We start from the raw sequence: 18,442 nt of genomic DNA on the forward strand, positions 1-18,442 counted from the left end.
TCCGCAGAGTGCGTCTCGATCCCTCGGCGTTGAGCAAAGGAAACGGAGATCGAACAATGATGGAAGGGAAATGAAATGGGAATGAGGCGCTGCCGCATGCGCGGCCGGCGCGTCAAGGGCGGGGCTTCGCCCGCGTTCCGCGGCCCTTGACCCGCCGGACCTGCGATGCGGCCGGCGAGGAGGTGTGATGAAGGACTGAAGTGACGAAGAGATCAGGCGGATCGCTCGCGCTGTCAGTCCGACCAGGCCTAGAGGAGCCGCCCATGCACACCTCCCCCACTATCCGCAAGGTCTTCGAAGGCGTTGCGACCCGCCACGAGATGCACCGCCTGTTCAACCGCCATCGTGGTGATCCCGCGATGGCCGAAGGTAAAGGCCAACATCTCTTCGCCGGTGAGTGGTTCGAAATCAACGAGCGGGAGCACGACGACATGCTCGAGATCCTGCCGCCGCTGTTCATGCGCGCTGACATGTTCGCGATGCGCGAATTCATGACGGGCAGCGTCACCAGCATCTTCTTCGCCTTTGCCATCGACGGAAAGCGGCGCTGGTTCCATGGCTATTGCGATCTTTCCGATCGGCTGTCGCCGGAGCGCATGAAGGCTGCGATCATCGAGCGCGAGTCACGGCCCCTGCGCGCGATGACGCGCGACGAGCGGCTCGAGCACATCTGGTCGAGCACGCATGACGATTATCGCGGCTATGCCGGCGAGCGCTGGCCACAGGCCATGCGCGGCCGCCGCACTGTACTCGTCTATGCCGGCGAGAAGGGCACGGTTCTGAAGCTGCTCGACGACCTCACCGAGGCAGAGATCGCGGCCAAGCTACCGGTGCAGTTCCGCCATCTGCCGGATACGGTCGCGGCCTAGCCCGACCTCCCTCCCCGCCCCGCGATAGCCCGGTCTCGCGCCGGGCGTCGCATTTCAGCCCCGGCCCGGCGCCGGCCCACTCATCAACTCCCGCAACGCCGTGCCGTCCGCCGCAGCCCGCGTCGGCGGACGGCGGCGCGCGCCCAACTGGAGGACATTTTCCATGTCGCATGACGATCCTTTCACCCTCGACCTCTTCGGCAATACCGCCCTTTCATCCAGCCTGGGCCTCGGCGTCACGGCCTTCGCTGCCGATTTCGGCGGTGACGACCATGACGATGATCCGCCGCCCTCGACGCCGGCCTCGGCTGCGCCGGCGGTAGGATCGGCGCGGCGCTCAGAGTCCGGTCCCCGCAAGCGCGGCGACAATTTCTATCTTTCCGGCGAGCGCGGCCTCGCAAAGGGCTGGAAGCAGCGCGCCCGCGACAGCATTGCCGCAGTTCGGCTCGCCGCACAGATCGAGGCCGAGGAGCGCCCCGCGACGGCCGAGGAGCAGCGGCAACTGATCCGCTTTACCGGCTTCGGCGCCTCAGAGCTCGCCAATGGCGTCTTCCGCCGACCAGGCGAAACCGAATTCGCGAAGGGCTGGGACGAGATCGGGGCCGATCTGCAGGATGCGGTCGATGAGGCTGACTACGCTTCGCTGGCACGCTGTACGCAGTATGCCCATTTCACGCCGGAGTTCATCGTCCGGGCGATGTGGGCGGGTCTGCTGCGCCTCGGCTGGCGCGGTGGCCGCGTGCTCGAGCCCGGCATCGGCACCGGCTTGTTTCCGGCGCTGATGCCGCCGGTTCTGCGCGAGGTCTCCCACGTCACCGGCGTCGAGCTCGATCCCGTCACGGCGCGCATCGCGCGGCTGTTGCAGTCCCGGGCGCGGATCGTCACCGGCGATTTCGCGCGCACCGAGCTGCCGGCGCGGTTCGACCTTGTTATCGGCAATCCGCCCTTTTCCGATCGCACCGTCCGCTCGGACCGCGCGCTGCGCTCGCTCGGTCTGCGGCTCCATGACTACTTCATCGTCAAGGCGATCAAGCTGCTGAAGCCGGGCGGTCTCGCCGCCTTCGTCACGTCGCACGGCACGATGGATAAGGCGGATGGCTCGGCGCGCGCGCTGATCGCGAAGCACGCCGATCTCCTCGGTGCAATCCGTCTGCCGGAGGGTAGCTTCCGCGCCGATGCCGGCACCGACGTCGTGGTCGACATCCTGTTCTTCCGGCGGCGCAAGCACGGCGAGGCAGAAGGCGACCTCTCGTGGCTCGAGCTCGACGAGGTGCGCCCGGCGACCGAGGACGAGGGCGCAAGCCGGGTCAGCCGCTGGTTCGCGTGCCATCGCCACCTTGTGCTCGGCGCGCACGCGCTGACCTCCGGCCCGTTTGGCGAGACCTACACCTGTGCGCCGCGTGACGGCGAGGACCTCGCGACCGCACTGGACGAGGCGATCACCCTCCTTCCAAACGCAATCTATGACGGCGAACCGGAGGCGGTCGACCCCAACGACGAGTGCGAGGCCGTGCCGGCGAAGTCGGAGAGCTCGGCGAGCCTCACGGCGCGCGAGGGCAGTTATCTGCTTGATAGCCGGCATGGCTTGATGCAGATGCTTGGCGGCCGGCCAGTTGCCGTCACGGTGCGCAAGGGCCGCAGTTCCGATGGTGTTCCGGAGAAGCACGCTCGGATCATCCAGAAGCTGATCCCGATCCGCGACGCGGTCCGCGAGGTGCTGAAATATCAGGAACTCGACCGGCCGTGGAAGGACGCACAGGTCCGCTTACGCATCGTGTGGTCGAACTTCGTGCGCGCCTTCGGCCCGATCAACACGACCGTCGTGTCGACGAGCGAAGACCCGGAAACCGGCGAGGTCCGCGAGACGCATCGCCGCCCCAACCTCCAGCCCTTCCTAGACGACCCGGACTGCTGGCTGGTCGCTTCGATCGAGGACTACGACCTCGAATCCGATACAGCGAGGCCCGGCCCGATCTTCACCGAGCGGGTAATTGCCCCGCCAGCGCCGCCCGTCATCACCAGCGCCGCCGACGCGCTGGCCGTCGTTCTCAACGAGCGCGGCCATGTCGATCCCGGCCACATCGCTGAGCTTGTGCACCGCGACGCGGACGACGTGATCGCCGAGCTCGGCAGCGCGATCTTCCACGATCCTGCCGACGGTTCCTGGCAGACGGCGGACGCTTATCTATCCGGCGCGGTCCGGTCGAAGCTTGCGGCGGCGGAGGCCGCGGCCGCGCTCGATCCGACCTATGAGCGCAACGTCAGGGCGCTGCAGGAGGTGCAGCCCGCCGATCTTCGGCCCTCGGACATCACCGCGCGCCTCGGCGCGCCGTGGATTCCCGCCGCCGACATCGTCGCCTTCGTCAAGGAGACGATGGGTGCGGAGATCAGGATCCACCACATGCCGGAACTGGCCTCGTGGGCCGTGGAGGCCCGCCAGCTCGGCTGGATGGCCGCCGGCACGTCGGAATGGGGCACGGAGCGGCGGCACGCAGGCCAGCTTCTCTCTGATGCGCTCAATTCCTCCGTCCCGCAGATCTTCGACACCATCAAGGATGGCGACAGCGAGCGACGCGTCCTCAACGTCGTCGACACCGAGGCCGCCAAGGAGAAGCTCTCGAGGATCAAGTCCGCCTTCCAGAATTGGATCTGGTCCGATCCGGACCGGACCGACCGACTGGCGCGGGTCTACAATGACCGCTTCAACAACATTGTGCCGCGCGCCTTCGACGGCTCGCATCTGAAATTGCCGGGCGCCTCAGGCGCATTCGTTCTCTACGAACATCAGAAGCGCGGCATCTGGCGCATCATCGCCTCTGGAGCGACCTACCTCGCACACGCTGTCGGCGCCGGCAAGACGATGACGATGGTGGCCGCGATCATGGAGCAGCGCCGGCTCGGCCTGATTGTCAAGGCCATGCTTGTCGTTCCCGGCCATTGCCTGGCGCAGGCGGCGCGCGAGTTCCTGGCGCTCTATCCCGGTGCCCGCATCCTCGTCGCCGATGACACCAACTTCACCAAGGACAAGCGGGTCCGCTTCCTGTCCCGCGCCGCGACCGCAACGTGGGACGCGATCATCATCACCCATTCGGCCTTCCGCTTCATCGGCGTGCCGTCCGCCTTCGAACAGAAGATGATCCAGAACGAGCTCGAACTCTACGAGCAGCTCCTGACCAAGGTCGAGAGCGACGATCGCGTCTCGCGCAAACGCCTCGAGCGCCTGAAGGAGGGATTGAAGGAACGGCTCGAAGCGCTGGCCACGCGCAAGGATGATCTCCTGACCATCTCCGAGATCGGCGTCGACCAGATCATCCTCGATGAGGCGCAGGAGTTTCGTAAGCTATCCTTCGCTACCAATATGTCGACGTTAAAGGGCGTCGATCCCAACGGCTCGCAGCGCGCCTGGGACCTCTATGTGAAGTCGCGCTTCATCGAGACCAAGAACCCTGGGCGGGCGCTGGTGCTCGCCTCCGGCACGCCGATTACCAACACGCTCGGTGAGATGTTCTCGGTGCAGCGTTATCTCGGATACGGCGCACTTCTGGATCGCAAGCTCCACGAGTTCGACGCCTGGGCCTCGACTTTCGGCGATGTCTCGACGGAGCTCGAGCTCCAGCCGTCCGGCAGGTACAAGCCGGTCACACGCTTCGCCACGTTCGTGAATGTCCCCGAGTTGATCGCCATGTTCCGGTCCTTCGCTGACGTGGTGATGCCGGAGGACCTGCGGCAGTACGTGAAGGTCCCGGCGATCTCGACGGGCAAGCGCCAGATCGTGACCGCAAAGCCGACGCCGGCATTCAAGCGCTACCAAGCCCTGCTCGACGCGCGGATCAAGGCGATCGAGACGCGCGACCGGCCGCCGGAGCTGGGTGACGACATCCTGCTCTCCGTCATCACCGACGGCCGCCACGCGGCGATCGACCTGCGCCTCGTCGATCCGTCGAACGACAATGAGCTGGACAGCAAGCTGAATCTCCTCGTCGCCAACGCCTTCCGCATCTGGGAGGAGACGTCGGACAAAACTTACGTGCGCGCCGACGGCAAGCCGTACGAGCTGCCGGGCGCCGCGCAGATGATCTTCTCCGACCTCGGAACCATTAGCGTCGAGAAGACGCGCGGCTTCTCGGCCTATCGCTGGATCAGAGACGAGCTCATTCGCATGGGCGTTCCCGCGTCCGAGATCGCCTTCATGCAGGACTACAAGAAGTCCGAGGCCAAGCAGCGTCTGTTCGGTGACGTGCGCGCGGGCAAGGTCCGCTTCCTGATCGGCTCCTCCGACACGATGGGCACCGGCGTCAACGCACAGCTCAGGCTGAAGGCGCTCCATCACCTCGACGTGCCCTGGCTGCCGTCGCAGATCGCGCAACGCGAGGGCCGGATCGAGCGCCAGGGCAACCAGCACGACGTGATCGACATCTTCGCCTATGCGACCGAGGGCTCGCTCGACGCGAGCATGTGGCAGAACAACGAGCGCAAGGCCCGCTTCATCGCCGCGGCGCTCTCGGGCGACACCTCCATCCGTCGGCTTGAGGATCTCGGCGAAGGCCAGGCCAATCAGTTTGCGATGGCCAAGGCGATCGCGAGCGGCGATCAGCGGCTGATGCAGAAGGCAGGGCTCGAAGCTGACATCGCGCGGCTGGAACGTCTGCGTGCGGCGCATATCGACGACCAGCACGCCGTCCGCCGGCAGATCCGGGACGCAGAACGCGATATCGAGTTCTGCACGCGGCGGATCGCGGAGGTCGGCAAGGATATCGAGCGCCTTGTTCCGACCGCCGGCGACGCCTTCGCCGCGACCGTGGCCGGCAAGCGCTATGTCGAGCGCAAGGGGGCCGGCCGCGCGCTGATGAAGGAAATCCTTACCCTCCTGCAACTCCAGCAGGAGGGCGAGACCATCATCGCAACGATCGGTGGGTTCGACCTCGAATACTCCGGCGAGCGTTACGGCCGCGATGGCTATCGCTACGGCACCATGCTGATCCGCACCGGGGAAGAGCGTGAGATCGAGTTGGCCGTCACGGTGACGCCGCTCGGCGCGATCTCTCGCCTTGAGCATGCATTTGACGATTTCGAGGGCGAGCGGGAGCGCTATCGCCAGCGTCTCGCCGACGCGCGTCGCCGGCTCGCCTCGTACCGATCGCGCGAGGACGGCGAATTCGCATTCGCAGCCGATCTCGCCGCGAAGCGGCGGCAGTTGGCGGAGGTCGAGAAAGCCCTTGCGACGGATGTGGAGGGCACGGGCGGGAGCGCAATCGCAGCGTGATGAGGGAGGAAGGGAAGACCCGCTCGCAGAGTGGTCAGGTCGGCAACGCTGACGCTCAACCGCCGCCTGCGCGATCCCAGCCCGTCGTCCTTCGCAGGGCTGTTAGCCCTGCTTGTCCGGCCTGGCAGGGATGCTCGGCCGCAGTTGTGCCGGCCCGACCGCTCCGCGGGGCCCGGGGGTGTCTTCGGGAAGAAGACGAGGAAGGGCCCGCAAGGCGCGGTCCGCGAACCCGAACAGGAGAAGTCCCATGCAACTCATCAAGATTGATCCGCGTGCGCTCAACGAAAATCCCGACCGCATGCGCCAGACGAAGTCGACGCCGCAGGCCGACGCCCTGCTGCTCGCGACGATCAAGGCCGTCGGCATCGTCCAGCCGCCCGTCATCACGCCCGAGACCGGTGGCGGCAACGGCTATGTCATCAATGCGGGTCATCGCCGCGTGAGGCAGGCGATCGCCGCCGGCCTCGAGGAGATCGACGTCCTCGTCGACGAGGCAGCGAACGACAACGGTGCCATGCGCTCGATGATCGAGAACATCGCGCGCGAAGCGCTCAATCCCGTCGACCAGTGGCGCGCGATCGAACGCCTCGTCGCGCTCGGCTGGACCGAAGAGGCAATCGGCGTCGCATTGACCCTGCCCGTCCGGCAGATCAGGAAGCTCCGCCTGCTCGCCAACGTGCTGCCGATCATGCTCGATCACATGGCGAAGGGCGACATGCCAGACGAACGTCAGCTTCGTACCATCGCCTCGGCGTCGCTCGACGAGCAGAAGGAGGTCTGGAAGAAGCACAAGCCCTCCAAGGCGGATCCGCAGGTGTCGTGGGGGAGCGTGGCTCAGGCCCTGACCAAGGTGCGCATGTACGCTCGTCACGCCAGCTTCGGCGACGACCTGGCCCAGGCCTACGGCATCCAATGGGTCGAGGACCTGTTCGCGCCGGCGGACGAGGACAGCCGCTACACCACAGATGTCGAGGCGTTTCTTGGCGCGCAACAAGAGTGGATGACGAACAACTTGCCGAAGAAGGGCATCATCGCCGAGACGACGAACTGGGGCGAGGTCAAGCTGCCGCCGAAGGCGGAGCGCGTCTACGGCAAGCCGTCGAAGACGGATTGCACGGCGATGTATCTCGACCGTGACGGCCGGGTGCAGAGCGTGCATTACCGCATGCCCGCGGCGAAGGAGTCGAAGAACAAGGGCACGGCGGCCGGTACTGACGCTGCCGACGAGAGCACAGCGGCCTCGAAGCCGCGTCCCGACGTGACGCGCAAGGGCGTCGAAATCATCGGCGACTTCCGAACGGATGCCCTCCATGAGGCGCTGGCGCGCGCGCCCGTCGAGGATGACGCGCTGATGGCGCTGTTGATCCTCGCCTTCGCCGGCCAGAACGTCTCCGTCGATTCCGGTAGCGGCGGCACCTATTACGGCAACCGCCGGATTGCACGCCATGCAGCGACGCTGTTCGATCAGGATGGCAAGCTCGTCCTCGACATGGAGACACTGCGCGTTGCGGCGCGCTCGATCCTCGTTGAGGTTCTCTCGTGCCGGGAAAACCGCACCGACAGCGGCATCGTTGCGCGCCTCGCCGGCGAGGTGGTCGGAGCGGACAACTTCCTGCCGAACATGGGCACTGACGACTTCCTGTCGTGCCTGTCGCGCGCCGCGCTGGAAGGCTCGTGCAAGGACGCGTCGGTTCTCCCGCGCCAGAAGGTGAAGGACACCCGCGCCGCTTTGGTCGAGCACTTCAAGGAAGGCCGCTTCGTTCATCCGGCAGCGCTGTTCGCTCCAGACAAGGTCAACCTGCTGGCGTGGCTGGCGAAGAACGCCGTCACCGCTGACGAGGTCGAAGACCAGGTTGAGGACCCGGACGCTGGCAACGAGGACAGCGGCGAAGCCTCGGGTGATGAGGCGTTCCGTGAGGCGGCTGAGTAGCTCGGGCCGCCATCGGCGATCCGAACGACATCCCGCCGCCGGCCCAGCCGGCGGCGGCTTCGTTTCCAACACCCATGAACAGGAGGACATCCATGTCCGCGCAGTTGATCTACGACCTCGTCCCGCTCGGAGCGATCATCCGGTTTTCTGACGGCACGCCGCGGCCACCGGAGCAGCACCGCAAGAAGCTCGCGGCTTGGGAACACCGCAACAGCGGCGGTCGGCTGATCCGCAAGCAGGCAGAACGCCGCGTCGGCAACACCGTCATTGGCGCCACCATCACACTGCACGCCAGCGACTATGGCGGCGGCGGTGTTGTGGTGCTTCGCGTCCACCGGACCTTCTCGGTCGACAGCGACCTGAGGTTCGTCGTGACCGAGCGCCCGAGGGTCGGTGCAGTCCGCGTGCTCAGCCGACCTGGCGAGGACACCGAACTCGTCTATCTCGCCAGCAGCCGCGCCGACGCCGAAACCTGGCTGCAGAGCCACGGCTATCCGGATGCGGTTCTCGACGAGGTGACAACCGATGCGCCGGCAGCCGACGTCATGGAGGGGAGGACGGCCGCATGAGGACGCCCTCACCCCTCGCCACCATGACGGACTCGAATTCTGGATTTCCCGAGGTCGAGTTCGGCCGCAGTGGCGACGGTTATCTCGTCGCTCGCGTCGGCGATACGGCGTTCGCCATGTTGGCGGGACGCGACGCCCGCCATTATCTCGCGACCGGCTGGCGCATCAACCGGCCGATCGCCGAATGGAAGCGCTCTGACTTCTACGGCCATTCAGGCGGGCTCGCCGACGAGGCGGCCTTCCGGACAAAGGTCGTGCAGAACGCCGAGCATCAGCGCGAGATGCGTGCGCTCGGCCGTCGCGAGACCGGCTCCAATGCGAACACGCCATGGGGTTCGTCGCAGGGTGCAACCGTCTATGCGGAGGGCATTGTCTGCCATTCGACGGCGGGCCACGGCGGTTTCCATCTCTCGGCCGAGCGCAACCGCAGGGTCAGCCCTGTACTGCGCGCGCGGAGCGGCTGGTACGAGGAAGACGAGGCCTGGGCGATCGTGGCGATCACCTTCCCGCATCTGTTCACCAGCTACGAGCGGTGCTGCGCCGAACGCACCATCAAGGATAGCTGGCCCGATGCGTGGGAGGCAATTTTCCGGATCGTGCTACAGCCCGGCGAATCCCGTGAGAAGGATCGGTGCGCCTTCGAGAAGGACCACGCCGACAACTGGATCGTCGTGTCGGCGATCTCATCGGATCAGCAGCCGGGCTTTGTCGAAGTCATCGCCACGCCGGGCGGCAGACGCGGCGCGGGTACCGAGGAGCGACGTTTCCTCGTCCCGTCCGACGAGTACCGGATTGGCCGCTTCGGCTTCGTCGTCGATGAGACTCGCCACCCGGTCTATTCGGGATCATCGAGCTTCATCGGTTGGCAGGGAAGGACGTCGCCATGAAGGCTTCCCCCGAACGCCTCGCCCAACTTTCGCGCATGGAGGAGGCGCGTCGCCAGACGCAGCGCCAGATCGACATGATCGATCGGCAGATCATCCGCCGCATGACGACGCTGATCCCGCAGCTTGGCCGTAAGCGGTCCGGATACCGTCGCGGGAAGCTGCCTGACCCGCGCGCTTTCCTCGAACGCTATCGCTCAAACCTTGCGGCGATCACCGCAGAGCGCCAGCCGGAGATCGATGCACTCTCGCGCAAGCTCGCCCGGCAAGATGCTGCGATCGAGATGCTGCGGGCTCGATGCGCGCCGGAGTCTCGCCCCGCTCGTGACGACCCGGAGTGCAAGGACGAATGTCCCAGTCCAGCCGACTGTCGTCCGCGCAAGCGACATGGCGCTGCGGCCTAGCGGGGCCAAAGCCGACCTTGCGGCTCGCTTCAGGCGAACATCTCGAGCACGCACGGCGCGAAGCTTGCGGTCTGTTGGTCGAACCTTTCCGCATTCGCCAACCCGGGCCGCACCCTGTCGGCTCTCCCCTCGGGTTTGCTGCCGTCTGCGCCGCCGGCGGTCCGCTTCAAGGCCAAGTCGCAAGCGACCAGGAACCGCCGATCTCGGCAAGGCCCGGCTGCGTTCGGCGCAGGGCTCCAGCAAGCTGGACCCTGCTTGTCCGCAGCCGGACCTCGCTCGCCTGGCGGTCCCCGGACCTTGAAGCGGCCCTCATCCCGGCGGCGCTGGGCGACCGCACCCGAAGGGAGGTCCGGCAGGGGCCGGATCGAACCTGACGGCGAAACCAGCTAAGGAATTCACCATGACCAAACCTGCTCGCTCCTCTCGCGCCAGCGCCCGTGTCATCCCGCTTCGCAAGGGCACCACTCTCGAAATGGTCCGGCTCGCCTGCCCCGACTCGGCACAGGCACAGCGCATCTCCGAAAGCTTCGGCCTTGCGATCCTGGACAGCGATAGCATCCGCGACCTGCACGAGCGGCTCATCATCGAAACCGCCGACGCACTCAAGGACGGCCTGAGTGAACGCGCAATGCAGATTCACCTTCAGCGGATCGTCGGCGCTTATGTCGGCTCCGCGCATGGCGCCGGCCAGTTCTACACCCGCGCAGTCACTGAAGCGCGAGATGCGACTGCCAAGCTCGCCAACGACAGCCGCGATGGGGACCTTGATGGTCCGGTCGGCTTCGATAGCCAGGCACAGCGCAAGCGTGAATTCGCCGCCGACATGGGCGTACAGGCTCACGCGCTTCGTATGGCCGCTGAAGGCGCCGTCGCCGCCTACGAAAAGGTCGTCGGCGAAACCTGGAAGCCTTTCGAGCGTCCTGTCGACAACACGACCGACATCGTGGGCCGGAAGGCGGCCAAGGCGCAGATGTCGGCGTTCGACTAACCCTCAGCGCGGGGCCTCGGCCCCGCGCCTCTTCCTTCGGCCACCGACGGGCCGGTCCGCAAGATCGGCCCTTTTTCGGGCTGCCGCTGCAACAAAGGGAGCCGCCGCCCGTGCTGCTCGCCATCGTCGGCCCCTCCCGGTCCGAGGTCCTGCGCCGGACCCAAGGCCCGCGCAACGGCTTTGCCGTCCTTCGCGGTGCTTCGGCCCTTGCGGGTGCGCGGACCTTGGGCCCGGCGGTGGCGGACCCCGTGAGGAGCCGCGATGGGCGCGGCCTCCCGAACGGAGTCATTATAATGAACAGGAACGGAGAAAAGGCGCGAGGCGACCTGTACGTCCGCATCACGGACCGCATTGTCGCGGAGCTCGAACGCGGTGTGCGCCCTTGGGTCCAACCTTGGGCGGCCGCGAATATCGCAGGCCACATCAGGCGACCGCTGCGACACAACGGCCAGCCTTATACGGGTATCAACGTCGTGCTGCTTTGGTCAGAAGCCATCGCGCGCGGCTTCTGCTCTCCGGTTTGGATGACGTTCAAGCAGGCCAGCGAACTCGGCGCGCACGTCCGAAAGGGCGAGACTGGCAGCACCGTGGTTTACGCGAGCCGCTTCACCAAGACAGAGACCGACGCTCGCGGCGACGAAATCGAAAGGGATATCTCCTTCTTGAAGGCCTATACCGTCTTTTGTGTCGATCAAATCGATGGCTTGCCCGAGCATTATTACGGTCGGCCGGCCGCTGTCGCATCAACGATTGAGCGTAACGCGAACGCCGACGCTTTCTTTGCCAATACCGGCGCGATTGTTCGGCATGGCGGCTCGATGGCGTTTTACGCGCCCTCGTCCGATCACATTCAGATGCCGACGATCGACAGTTTTCGCGACACCGCCTCCTATGTCGCCGTCAGAGCCCATGAGACCGCGCATTGGACCGCTCCCGTTCACCGCGTCAACCGCGATCTCAGCCGATATGGCAAGGATCGGAGCGAGCGCGCACGCGAAGAGCTGGTCGCCGAGCTCGGGAGCTGCTTCCTCTGCGCGGATCTCGGGATTTCTCCCGAACTCGAACCGCGACCGGATCATGCCAGCTACCTCGCATCGTGGTTGGACGTTTTGTCGAGTGAGAAGCGCTTTATCTTCTCGGCAGCTGCGCATGCGCAACGCGCCGTCGCCTATCTGCACGACCAGCAGCCGAAGCCCGTAGACGTCGAGGAGGCAGCATGATGAGCCTATAGCGTGATTTACGCCGGCGCTTGCCGGCCCCCTTAGCTATCCGGTGATTCAGCGCAGAGATGCGGCCTTGTTGGCCGCTCCAGGGCCAGCGTCCCTTCATTCCTCGTGCTGCGCCACCTGATTGGGGCTTGCGTGCCGTCCTTCGAGGAGGACGACGTTCTGACTTTGCACAGGTCGTCGCTGTGCCGAGCAATCTCGCTCGCGGCCTTCGGATTCACTTTCGGGCCGCGTGGCTCTCTTGACGGAAGACTAGCGCGCTTACCGTTTGGGGTGTCGACCCGCAAGCCTGAGGGGTTGCCAGATGTGTGCGATGAGCGGTGATCGGGTTCTTTCCTCGGTCAACGTTTCGATGATCGCAAGTCGTGTTCCTCGGCCGTCTCTTCAGGCACACCCACGTCGTCCTCGATTTGGCATGTCTGACCGAAGGCCGTCGTCGCTAAAGCGCCGCCTCGCTCTTATCCCCGCAACAGCCGGTTACGACTTTCTTCCCCTGGCCGCTGCGCGTCCATTCCTCGCGCAAGCCAAGAAAGTCGTGCCCTGGCTGCCCTCTACTGCGTGCCGGCCCCTTCGGGGTGCGGGTCGATCGCCTCCGGTCTGCCGCCAGCCATCGAGGCCGCGATGGGCGGCCCGGAAAACTGAAAGGACACGACAATGGCGACCATCGGCACCTTCACTTCGACCGGCAACGGCTTCACCGGCACTGTTCGCACCCTCGCTCTCAATGCCAAAGCCAAGCTGGTCCGGGTCGAGAACCCCTCCGACAAGGGACCGCATTTCCGCATCTTCGCCGGCAATGTCGAGCTGGGAGCCGCTTGGCAGAAGACCGCCCGGGACACCGAGCGCGATTACCTCTCGGTCAAGCTGGACGATCCGAGCTTCCCGGCTCCGATCTATGCCACCCTGATCGAGGTGGAGGGCCAGGAAGGTCTCCAGCTCATCTGGTCCCGCCCGAATCGGGATTGAGGGGCCCACGGCAATGGCCCCGCCGAAAGGCGGGGCCATTTGCCCGCTGTCACAGCCTCGGGTCACGGGGCCGTGATAGCCACTGGTGCATGTCATTCAAATGTATTACATTTCGCTGCGCGTGAGAATAGGGAGGTCGCTATGGCTTCGAATGCCTTGGTCCAAACCCGCATCGATGCGGACGTGAAGGAAAAGGCCACTGCGGTTCTGGAAAACATGGGTCTCACGGTATCCGACGCCGTTCGGATCCTGCTGACGCGCACGGCCAATGAAGGGATGCTTCCTCTGGAACTCGTGAGCAACAGCCAAGCTTACGATAGCTGGTTTCGTGAGAAGGTGAGCCAGGCGCTGGCGGAAACCCGGCCCAATCTCGATGATTCCGAGGTCGAAGCACATTTTGCGCAACGCCGTGCCGCCGCGCTCCGAAAAGCTGCGGAGCAAGAGTGGTGACATTCGTGGCCCGTCGAATGCGGGGCCTTTCTGGTTTCTGCACGCGGAGATCGCGCAACCAGTGAAGCGCTTGGATGGCGCGCATCGCTGGTGGCCCGGACAGAATAGCTTACTGGCAACGGGTCGGACGAAGGCGTCAGGTTGCCGAGTTTGATCGCGCGGCGACGAGCATCGGTGTGCACGCACCACGACTTTGGCCGGGACGGCGTCAGTCAGGCCCAGATCATTCGCTGCGGTTATGCCGTCGACGAGTATCCGAGTTTGGTCGTCGAGTCCGGCCTGCAAAGAGCGCAGCTATTTCTTGCATCTGGTACCCGGATCGGGTGTCTTGTTTGGGGCCCCTTGAATTCTCGCCTTCCAGGCTCCCATAATTCGTTCCTGGCAAGGAGTGAATTATGCGTGCCGCCCTGTTGACCCCCAATGAAGTCGCAGCTCTGGCCGAGACCTCGAAGACAGTTGTTGAGAAGGCGCTCGAGCAGAAAGTCTTCGGCGCGGGCCGCGGTGCCAGCGGCAGGCTGCTGCCGCTGCATGCGGTTGCCCTTGCCGCTGCGGTGAAGTCTCTTGGTCGGCGGCTAACCGTCAATGACAAGAGGCTTGTCGCGCGCGAACTGGCCGCACTCTCGCCTTCAGCCATGAAGACGGCCGAGATCGAAGTGGCGCCGGCAGTGGTTCTGCGTGTCGGCCCCCTGACCCGCGACGCGGTCGAGCGCGCGGAGCGCTATGCTGCGGACCGGGATGCCTTCATCGAGGTCGCCGAGGGCGTCCAAGGTGGGCGTCCGGTCATCAAGGGCACCCGCCTGACCGTGAGCGCGATCCACGGCCGCCTCTCGTCAGGCGACACGATCGAGACCTTGATGGAGGACTATCCCGATATCCCACGCGGGGCTTTCGAGGCGGCCCTCCTCTACGCAAAAACTCATCCACAGGTTGGCCGCCCGGTGCTGCGCCACCGGGGATCGGCGGCGTGAAGTTTTTCATCGACGAGTGCATTTCGCCTTCGCTCAGCCAGCATCTCAACCAGGACGGTCTGCACGATGCGATCCATCCGTCCGATCGCGGCCGGCTGCGCGATCCCGATCACGTCGTCTTCGCGCGCGCTATTGAGGAAGACCGCATCATCGTCACCGAAAATGCCGATGATTTCAGAAAGCTCGCCGGCAGCGTCGATGCTCACCCGGTCTGATCATCTTGCCGTCGGTCGCGCGCCTCGAGGCGCAACGGCTGATGGACATTGTGATCGCGCATCTCACCGATGCTGGTCGCGAACGTCCACAGGATCTGCTCGTCAATTCCGTGCTGACCATCACACTCGCGGCCGACATCCGCATTGATCCGCTGCCGTGATGGGCAGCGGTTTCAGCCGCCCTACAAAATCCCCCAGGCCCGATAGCGTCCCCGCCCGGTCGCCTCGCGCAGGCCGAGCTCGGTGACGAGGTTTTGGGCCGCACGGGGCGTAATCCCGAGCTCTTCCGCGATCATACCGGCCGAGACGATCGGCCGGGCCAGCACGTAGTCGAGGAGTGCCGGCAGTTTTGAAGTGGCGCGGCGGCCAGCGAGCTTGCGGGCGAGCAGGTTTCTGGTCATCAGCCAGCGATCGTGGTCTTTGCAGCCGGCCTCGGCGGCGGCCGTCATCGCCTCAAGCTGCACGGCGAGCCGCGCTGCGGCGTCGCGCGGTCGCCGGCGTTCACGCGGGATGGCTTTGAGTCCCTCATGCAAGCAGGGAAGATGCCAACGGGTCTTGCCGCGGGCGCGCAGCAGGCCAGCGGCGAGCAGCCGGCCGAGCCAGAGTGTGTGCTGCAGCGGTTCGATCGTGACCCAGGCTTCCGCCGCGAGCGCGGCCGCGAGCGTTGGCGGTAGTGTGTGGCTCTGATCGATGATGGCGTGCCAGTCGTCGAGACGTTCGTCCTCGTCCCAGTCGAGATCGTACACCAGTGAGTCCCGCTCGGATCGGACTTGGCTCGCGCTGGCGAGCATCCGCTCGGTCTTGGCATTCGCGGCATCGACAGCGGCGAAAGTGGCGGCCAGATGCGGATCGATCTCGATGATGCCGAGCGCGCCATCGAGATCCTCCTCGTTCTGGTCCCCTCCCCCATCGTGGTCCATCGCTGCTTCGCCTTCGTTCCGGCTACTCTTCCCCTCCTTGGCCTGCTCACCCCGACCGCGCAGTTCGGCCAGGCCGGCCGCAGACAGCGCCCAGTCGGGTTTTTCCGCGGCGATGCGACGGCGGGTGCGCAGGACCGTGTGGGCGCGGGTGAGCTCGTGTGTGGGGGCGCGGATGTCCATGCCTTCATCGTGAAGAACGAGATCTTCGAGGTGGACGAGCTCACCTTCCAGCCATAGACTCGCGCACGCATCGGTGAAGTGCGTCCGGCTGATCCACCCTTCGCGGATCGGACTTTTGGCGAGGCGCTCGTCGAGCCGAGCGAGAGCATCCTCGGCGGACGCGAGCAGACTGGCGATAGGGGCCCAGGGTAGCGGATCTGGGATTTGGTAGCCGGATGACAAGGTCTTGATAACCTTAGCGGGGATCGTTGAAACGGAAGCTATCATAAAGGTAGCTTCCGTCATAGCGGTGCGTGTTCCCGCCGACCTCTCGCTAGAACCATCGCTATGGTGTTGGGCGCCGAGACGCAAACCAGTGAGTCTGCCGAGTACAGCCCCGGAAAATCGCGCCCGCGGGCCTCTAAGATCGACCAGAGATCGTCGTCGTTTCCCTTCCCGGATGCCCGTGCCACCTCGAATGCCCGCTCAGCACCGGCTTTGAGAGGCTGGCATTGCGATTGTCGAGGCGTAATGCATAAGCGAGTTTAGGCGAATTACGCAAGATCCCTCCGTGATGGGCGGAAAACCCTGCATACGTGGGCAGCGCGTCACCGTCGGCATGATCGTGGGCCAGATCGGCGCCGGCCGCAGCATCGATGCGCTGCTTGCCGACTATCCCTATCTCGCGCGCGAGGACGTGCTCGAGGCCCTGAGCCACGCGGCCTCGCGCGCCCGAGGAGCGCGAGGTTGATTTGTAGCGCATTCCTGATCGACATGAACCTGTCGCCGTGCTGGGTCCCTTTCCTCCACAACGCGGGGTTCGAAGCGGTGCATTGGTCGGCGGTGGGTGCGGCGGAAGCGTCCGATCGCGGGCTAATGCAATGGCCTGCCCGCCCTTGGTCTCCAGCGATCCCGACCGCGCGGGTGCGGGTTCTCCCACTCCGGTCGCAAATCGCCGCTTGTTGCTAGTGTTGGACGTCAGACGCAAACAGCGTTCTTGGCGGCAAGCAGCAAATTCACGCTCGCCAGGCATGAGATCGATCAGCGGACGCGGCGTGGAAGGCGCCCTCCCCCCTCGCCGAACGCGTCTCCCACCGGCTCTCTACTCCGGGCGCTCGGGCCTTCGTCGTCGTCAAGGTATGGTCGTAGAGGCCATGGCGGAATGCCTTGTCGGCCGGCTTCTCGCTCTGCGGATCACGCTCCCCGCCCCCGACCAAACAACGGTCGAGGATCTTCCAGGCCCTCGTTTGGTGCGATTGGAGGGGACGAGTGTCTGCAAAATGAGCCCACATATGATCGCAAGCGCAGTTGTTGTCAGCTGACAACATCTCCTTGGCAGGCACTTGTTGTCAGTGGCCAAATGCTCCGGGTTAGTGGTATTATGGCACCATTTCGTCTTCGACTGCCCGATCGGTCTCACTCAACGCGCCGATCGGACTCGTTGGCCGACCTTGCTGCCAACGGAGGACCGCTCCAATGCCTGACGCTTCGGATGGCTCCCTGATGAACTGGCCGAAGCAGTCGCTCGGCCCGCTCTGACGATGCACTGTTTCCCCATGGCCGGCAGCGCGTTCGCCTGCCTGATCGGATCACAGGCATGTTTCGTTGCGCGGACCGGACCAAGAGGATGGATGTTGTCAGCTGACAACAAACCTATGGGTCTCCATCAAAGGAGGGCGACGCTCCCGGACATGGAAGCCTCCGGCTTTCGATCGGAGCGTCGAACCTCGGGCACTGGAACGCCACGCGTCGGGATTGGACCCGTCCTGGCACAAGGCCGATCTACGGCACGGCGTGGGTCGAGGTGGTGACCCGAGCGTACACTGGCTTTCTTTGCCGCAACGGTTCGCAAGGGCCCCGATGTGGGGGGGCCGTTCTTAGCGCCGCGCCAGTGGTCGCCGTTGCGGCTGGTGCTCCGCCTCGGTGTGGCCAGACGGCGCAAGAGCAAGCGTGGAGTCGATTGCTCGACATCTGTCGTCCTGCGGAGACCTGTGACCGTGTAGTGCTCGCTCATTGCCCAAGCCGAAGTTGCCGCGGTAACGCATCGAACACCGCGAGAGCCCAGCTTGCCGCAGCGGGCCAACATCGCAAACTTCACGCCGCCCGGATCCAGCCCGAGCGCCGGAGCCAAGGTCAGGCGAGGCGGGAAGGGTGCTCTTCGTAAGAACACCGGTCGTGACGATAGATTACGAGGGAGGCGAACTTCGGGGCAACGGCTTGCTGGGAAGCCGGGAATCAAGGAATCAAGGCGCGAGCGCTGCAACTAAGTAAGCGCTGACGCGCGGTAACTGGACCAGAAGTGAGGGAGTTTGCGCCCATCGAAGGCGGGCGCCGGCGCATCCGTACGGTAGCAACACTGATCGGTGCAGCAGGTGGCGAGGGTACAAAATGACGGGGCCCGTTCAGTCCCGCCGACTCACGCTATAATTATAAACAGAGGCTTGCTCCACCGGCTGGGGCCGTTGTTGTCAGCTGACAACGGCAACGATTCACCAAAAAGAAACTGTTGGGCACGCCATCCAGTTTAAGAACTAGTTAACCCTTTAATTCTTGCTCAAATCATAGAATCGTGGCCATCTCTCAAGACGGAGATGAGGCGTCTGACGCGCGGAAACCGTCTTGAGAAAGCAA

General features: G+C 64.9%; 15 protein-coding genes and 1 pseudogene. 14 read left to right on the forward strand and 2 right to left on the reverse strand.

The window, feature by feature from the left end; genetic code table 11:
• The first annotated feature begins 263 nt into the window (after positions 1–263).
• From QA640_RS48155 to QA640_RS48200, 10 genes are all read left to right on the forward strand, one after another.
• Positions 264–869, forward strand: coding sequence for a DUF1419 domain-containing protein (locus QA640_RS48155; protein WP_283043529.1), 606 nt, complete (start codon positions 264–266; stop codon positions 867–869).
• A 163-nt stretch (positions 870–1,032) separates the two neighbouring features.
• A complete protein-coding gene (locus QA640_RS48160; protein WP_283043530.1) occupies positions 1,033–6,132 on the forward strand; it encodes an N-6 DNA methylase in 5,100 nt (1,699 codons plus the stop codon).
• 247 nt (positions 6,133–6,379) lie between these two features.
• The gene (locus QA640_RS48165; RefSeq protein WP_283043531.1) at positions 6,380–8,062 is read left to right on the forward strand and encodes a ParB/RepB/Spo0J family partition protein; all 1,683 of its coding nucleotides are present in this window, start codon (positions 6,380–6,382) and stop codon (positions 8,060–8,062) included.
• Positions 8,063–8,154: 92 nt separating this feature from the next.
• Complete coding sequence (locus QA640_RS48170; protein WP_283043532.1) at positions 8,155–8,631, forward strand: hypothetical protein; 477 nt, start codon at positions 8,155–8,157, stop codon at positions 8,629–8,631.
• Positions 8,628–9,518, forward strand: a complete 891-nt coding sequence (locus QA640_RS48175; protein ID WP_283043533.1) for a hypothetical protein — start codon at positions 8,628–8,630, stop codon at positions 9,516–9,518. Before QA640_RS48170 ends, QA640_RS48175 begins: the two co-directional genes overlap by 4 nt.
• Positions 9,515–9,919, forward strand: a complete 405-nt coding sequence (locus QA640_RS48180) for a hypothetical protein (RefSeq protein ID WP_283043534.1) — start codon at positions 9,515–9,517, stop codon at positions 9,917–9,919. The genes QA640_RS48175 and QA640_RS48180 overlap by 4 nt, the downstream gene beginning before the upstream one ends.
• Before the next feature lie 400 nt (positions 9,920–10,319).
• Positions 10,320–10,907: a hypothetical protein gene (locus QA640_RS48185; RefSeq protein ID WP_283043535.1), complete on the forward strand. Its 588-nt coding sequence runs from the start codon at positions 10,320–10,322 to the stop codon at positions 10,905–10,907.
• A 293-nt stretch (positions 10,908–11,200) separates the two neighbouring features.
• The gene (locus QA640_RS48190) at positions 11,201–12,127 is read left to right on the forward strand and encodes a zincin-like metallopeptidase domain-containing protein (protein ID WP_283043536.1); all 927 of its coding nucleotides are present in this window, start codon (positions 11,201–11,203) and stop codon (positions 12,125–12,127) included.
• Between the two features lie 660 nt (positions 12,128–12,787).
• Positions 12,788–13,099 (forward strand): DUF736 domain-containing protein, encoded by a 312-nt coding sequence (locus QA640_RS48195; RefSeq protein ID WP_283043537.1) that lies wholly within the window; start codon positions 12,788–12,790, stop codon positions 13,097–13,099.
• A gap of 141 nt (positions 13,100–13,240) precedes the next feature.
• On the forward strand, positions 13,241–13,549 hold the full coding sequence (locus tag QA640_RS48200; protein ID WP_283043538.1) for a type II toxin-antitoxin system RelB/DinJ family antitoxin: 309 nt from the start codon (positions 13,241–13,243) through the stop codon (positions 13,547–13,549).
• A gap of 10 nt (positions 13,550–13,559) precedes the next feature.
• Here QA640_RS48200 and QA640_RS48205 read toward each other — a convergent pair.
• A pseudogene (locus tag QA640_RS48205) lies at positions 13,560–13,816 on the reverse strand (DUF6088 family protein); the annotation flags it as partial.
• A gap of 128 nt (positions 13,817–13,944) precedes the next feature.
• Between QA640_RS48205 and QA640_RS48210 the strand changes: the two are divergent.
• Together QA640_RS48210 and QA640_RS48215 are read left to right on the forward strand one after the other, a co-directional pair.
• Positions 13,945–14,517, forward strand: a complete 573-nt coding sequence (locus tag QA640_RS48210) for a DUF433 domain-containing protein (protein ID WP_283043539.1) — start codon at positions 13,945–13,947, stop codon at positions 14,515–14,517.
• A complete protein-coding gene (locus tag QA640_RS48215) occupies positions 14,514–14,732 on the forward strand; it encodes a DUF5615 family PIN-like protein (RefSeq protein ID WP_283043540.1) in 219 nt (72 codons plus the stop codon). The genes QA640_RS48210 and QA640_RS48215 overlap by 4 nt, the downstream gene beginning before the upstream one ends.
• 182 nt (positions 14,733–14,914) lie before the next feature.
• On the opposite strand, the gene QA640_RS48220 is transcribed toward QA640_RS48215, so the two are convergent.
• On the reverse strand, positions 14,915–16,099 hold the full coding sequence (locus QA640_RS48220) for an RHE_PE00001 family protein (RefSeq protein ID WP_283043896.1): 1,185 nt from the start codon (positions 16,097–16,099) through the stop codon (positions 14,915–14,917).
• A gap of 286 nt (positions 16,100–16,385) precedes the next feature.
• On the opposite strand from QA640_RS48220, the gene QA640_RS48225 reads away from it, so the two are divergent.
• Together QA640_RS48225 and QA640_RS48230 are read left to right on the forward strand one after the other, a co-directional pair.
• Entirely contained in the window at positions 16,386–16,562 is a 177-nt protein-coding gene (locus QA640_RS48225; RefSeq protein ID WP_349253792.1) for a DUF433 domain-containing protein, read from the forward strand.
• Between the two features lie 23 nt (positions 16,563–16,585).
• Positions 16,586–16,780 carry a hypothetical protein gene (locus QA640_RS48230; protein ID WP_283043897.1) on the forward strand — a complete coding sequence of 65 codons (195 nt, stop codon included), beginning with the start codon at positions 16,586–16,588 and terminating at the stop codon, positions 16,778–16,780.
• Positions 16,781–18,442 lie beyond the last annotated feature (1,662 nt).

The organism is Bradyrhizobium sp. CB82 (assembly GCF_029714405.1).
Classification (GTDB): Bacteria; Pseudomonadota; Alphaproteobacteria; order Rhizobiales; family Xanthobacteraceae; genus Bradyrhizobium.

Excerpts from the sequence above, each read along its gene's own strand:
- QA640_RS48155 (WP_283043529.1), top strand. The coding sequence starts at position 264 with ATGCACACCTCCCCCACTATCCGCAAGGTCTTCGAAGGCGTTGCGACC.
- QA640_RS48165 (WP_283043531.1), top strand. The coding sequence starts at position 6,380 with ATGCAACTCATCAAGATTGATCCGCGTGCGCTCAACGAAAATCCCGAC.
- QA640_RS48225 (WP_349253792.1), top strand. The coding sequence starts at position 16,386 with ATGGGCGGAAAACCCTGCATACGTGGGCAGCGCGTCACCGTCGGCATG.
- QA640_RS48180 (WP_283043534.1), top strand. The coding sequence starts at position 9,515 with ATGAAGGCTTCCCCCGAACGCCTCGCCCAACTTTCGCGCATGGAGGAG.
- QA640_RS48220 (WP_283043896.1), bottom strand. The coding sequence starts at position 16,099 with ATGATAGCTTCCGTTTCAACGATCCCCGCTAAGGTTATCAAGACCTTG.
- QA640_RS48170 (WP_283043532.1), top strand. The coding sequence starts at position 8,155 with ATGTCCGCGCAGTTGATCTACGACCTCGTCCCGCTCGGAGCGATCATC.
- QA640_RS48175 (WP_283043533.1), top strand. The coding sequence starts at position 8,628 with ATGAGGACGCCCTCACCCCTCGCCACCATGACGGACTCGAATTCTGGA.
- QA640_RS48190 (WP_283043536.1), top strand. The coding sequence starts at position 11,201 with ATGAACAGGAACGGAGAAAAGGCGCGAGGCGACCTGTACGTCCGCATC.
- QA640_RS48200 (WP_283043538.1), top strand. The coding sequence starts at position 13,241 with ATGGCTTCGAATGCCTTGGTCCAAACCCGCATCGATGCGGACGTGAAG.
- QA640_RS48230 (WP_283043897.1), top strand. The coding sequence starts at position 16,586 with ATGAACCTGTCGCCGTGCTGGGTCCCTTTCCTCCACAACGCGGGGTTC.
- QA640_RS48210 (WP_283043539.1), top strand. The coding sequence starts at position 13,945 with ATGCGTGCCGCCCTGTTGACCCCCAATGAAGTCGCAGCTCTGGCCGAG.
- QA640_RS48160 (WP_283043530.1), top strand. The coding sequence starts at position 1,033 with ATGTCGCATGACGATCCTTTCACCCTCGACCTCTTCGGCAATACCGCC.
- QA640_RS48185 (WP_283043535.1), top strand. The coding sequence starts at position 10,320 with ATGACCAAACCTGCTCGCTCCTCTCGCGCCAGCGCCCGTGTCATCCCG.
- QA640_RS48195 (WP_283043537.1), top strand. The coding sequence starts at position 12,788 with ATGGCGACCATCGGCACCTTCACTTCGACCGGCAACGGCTTCACCGGC.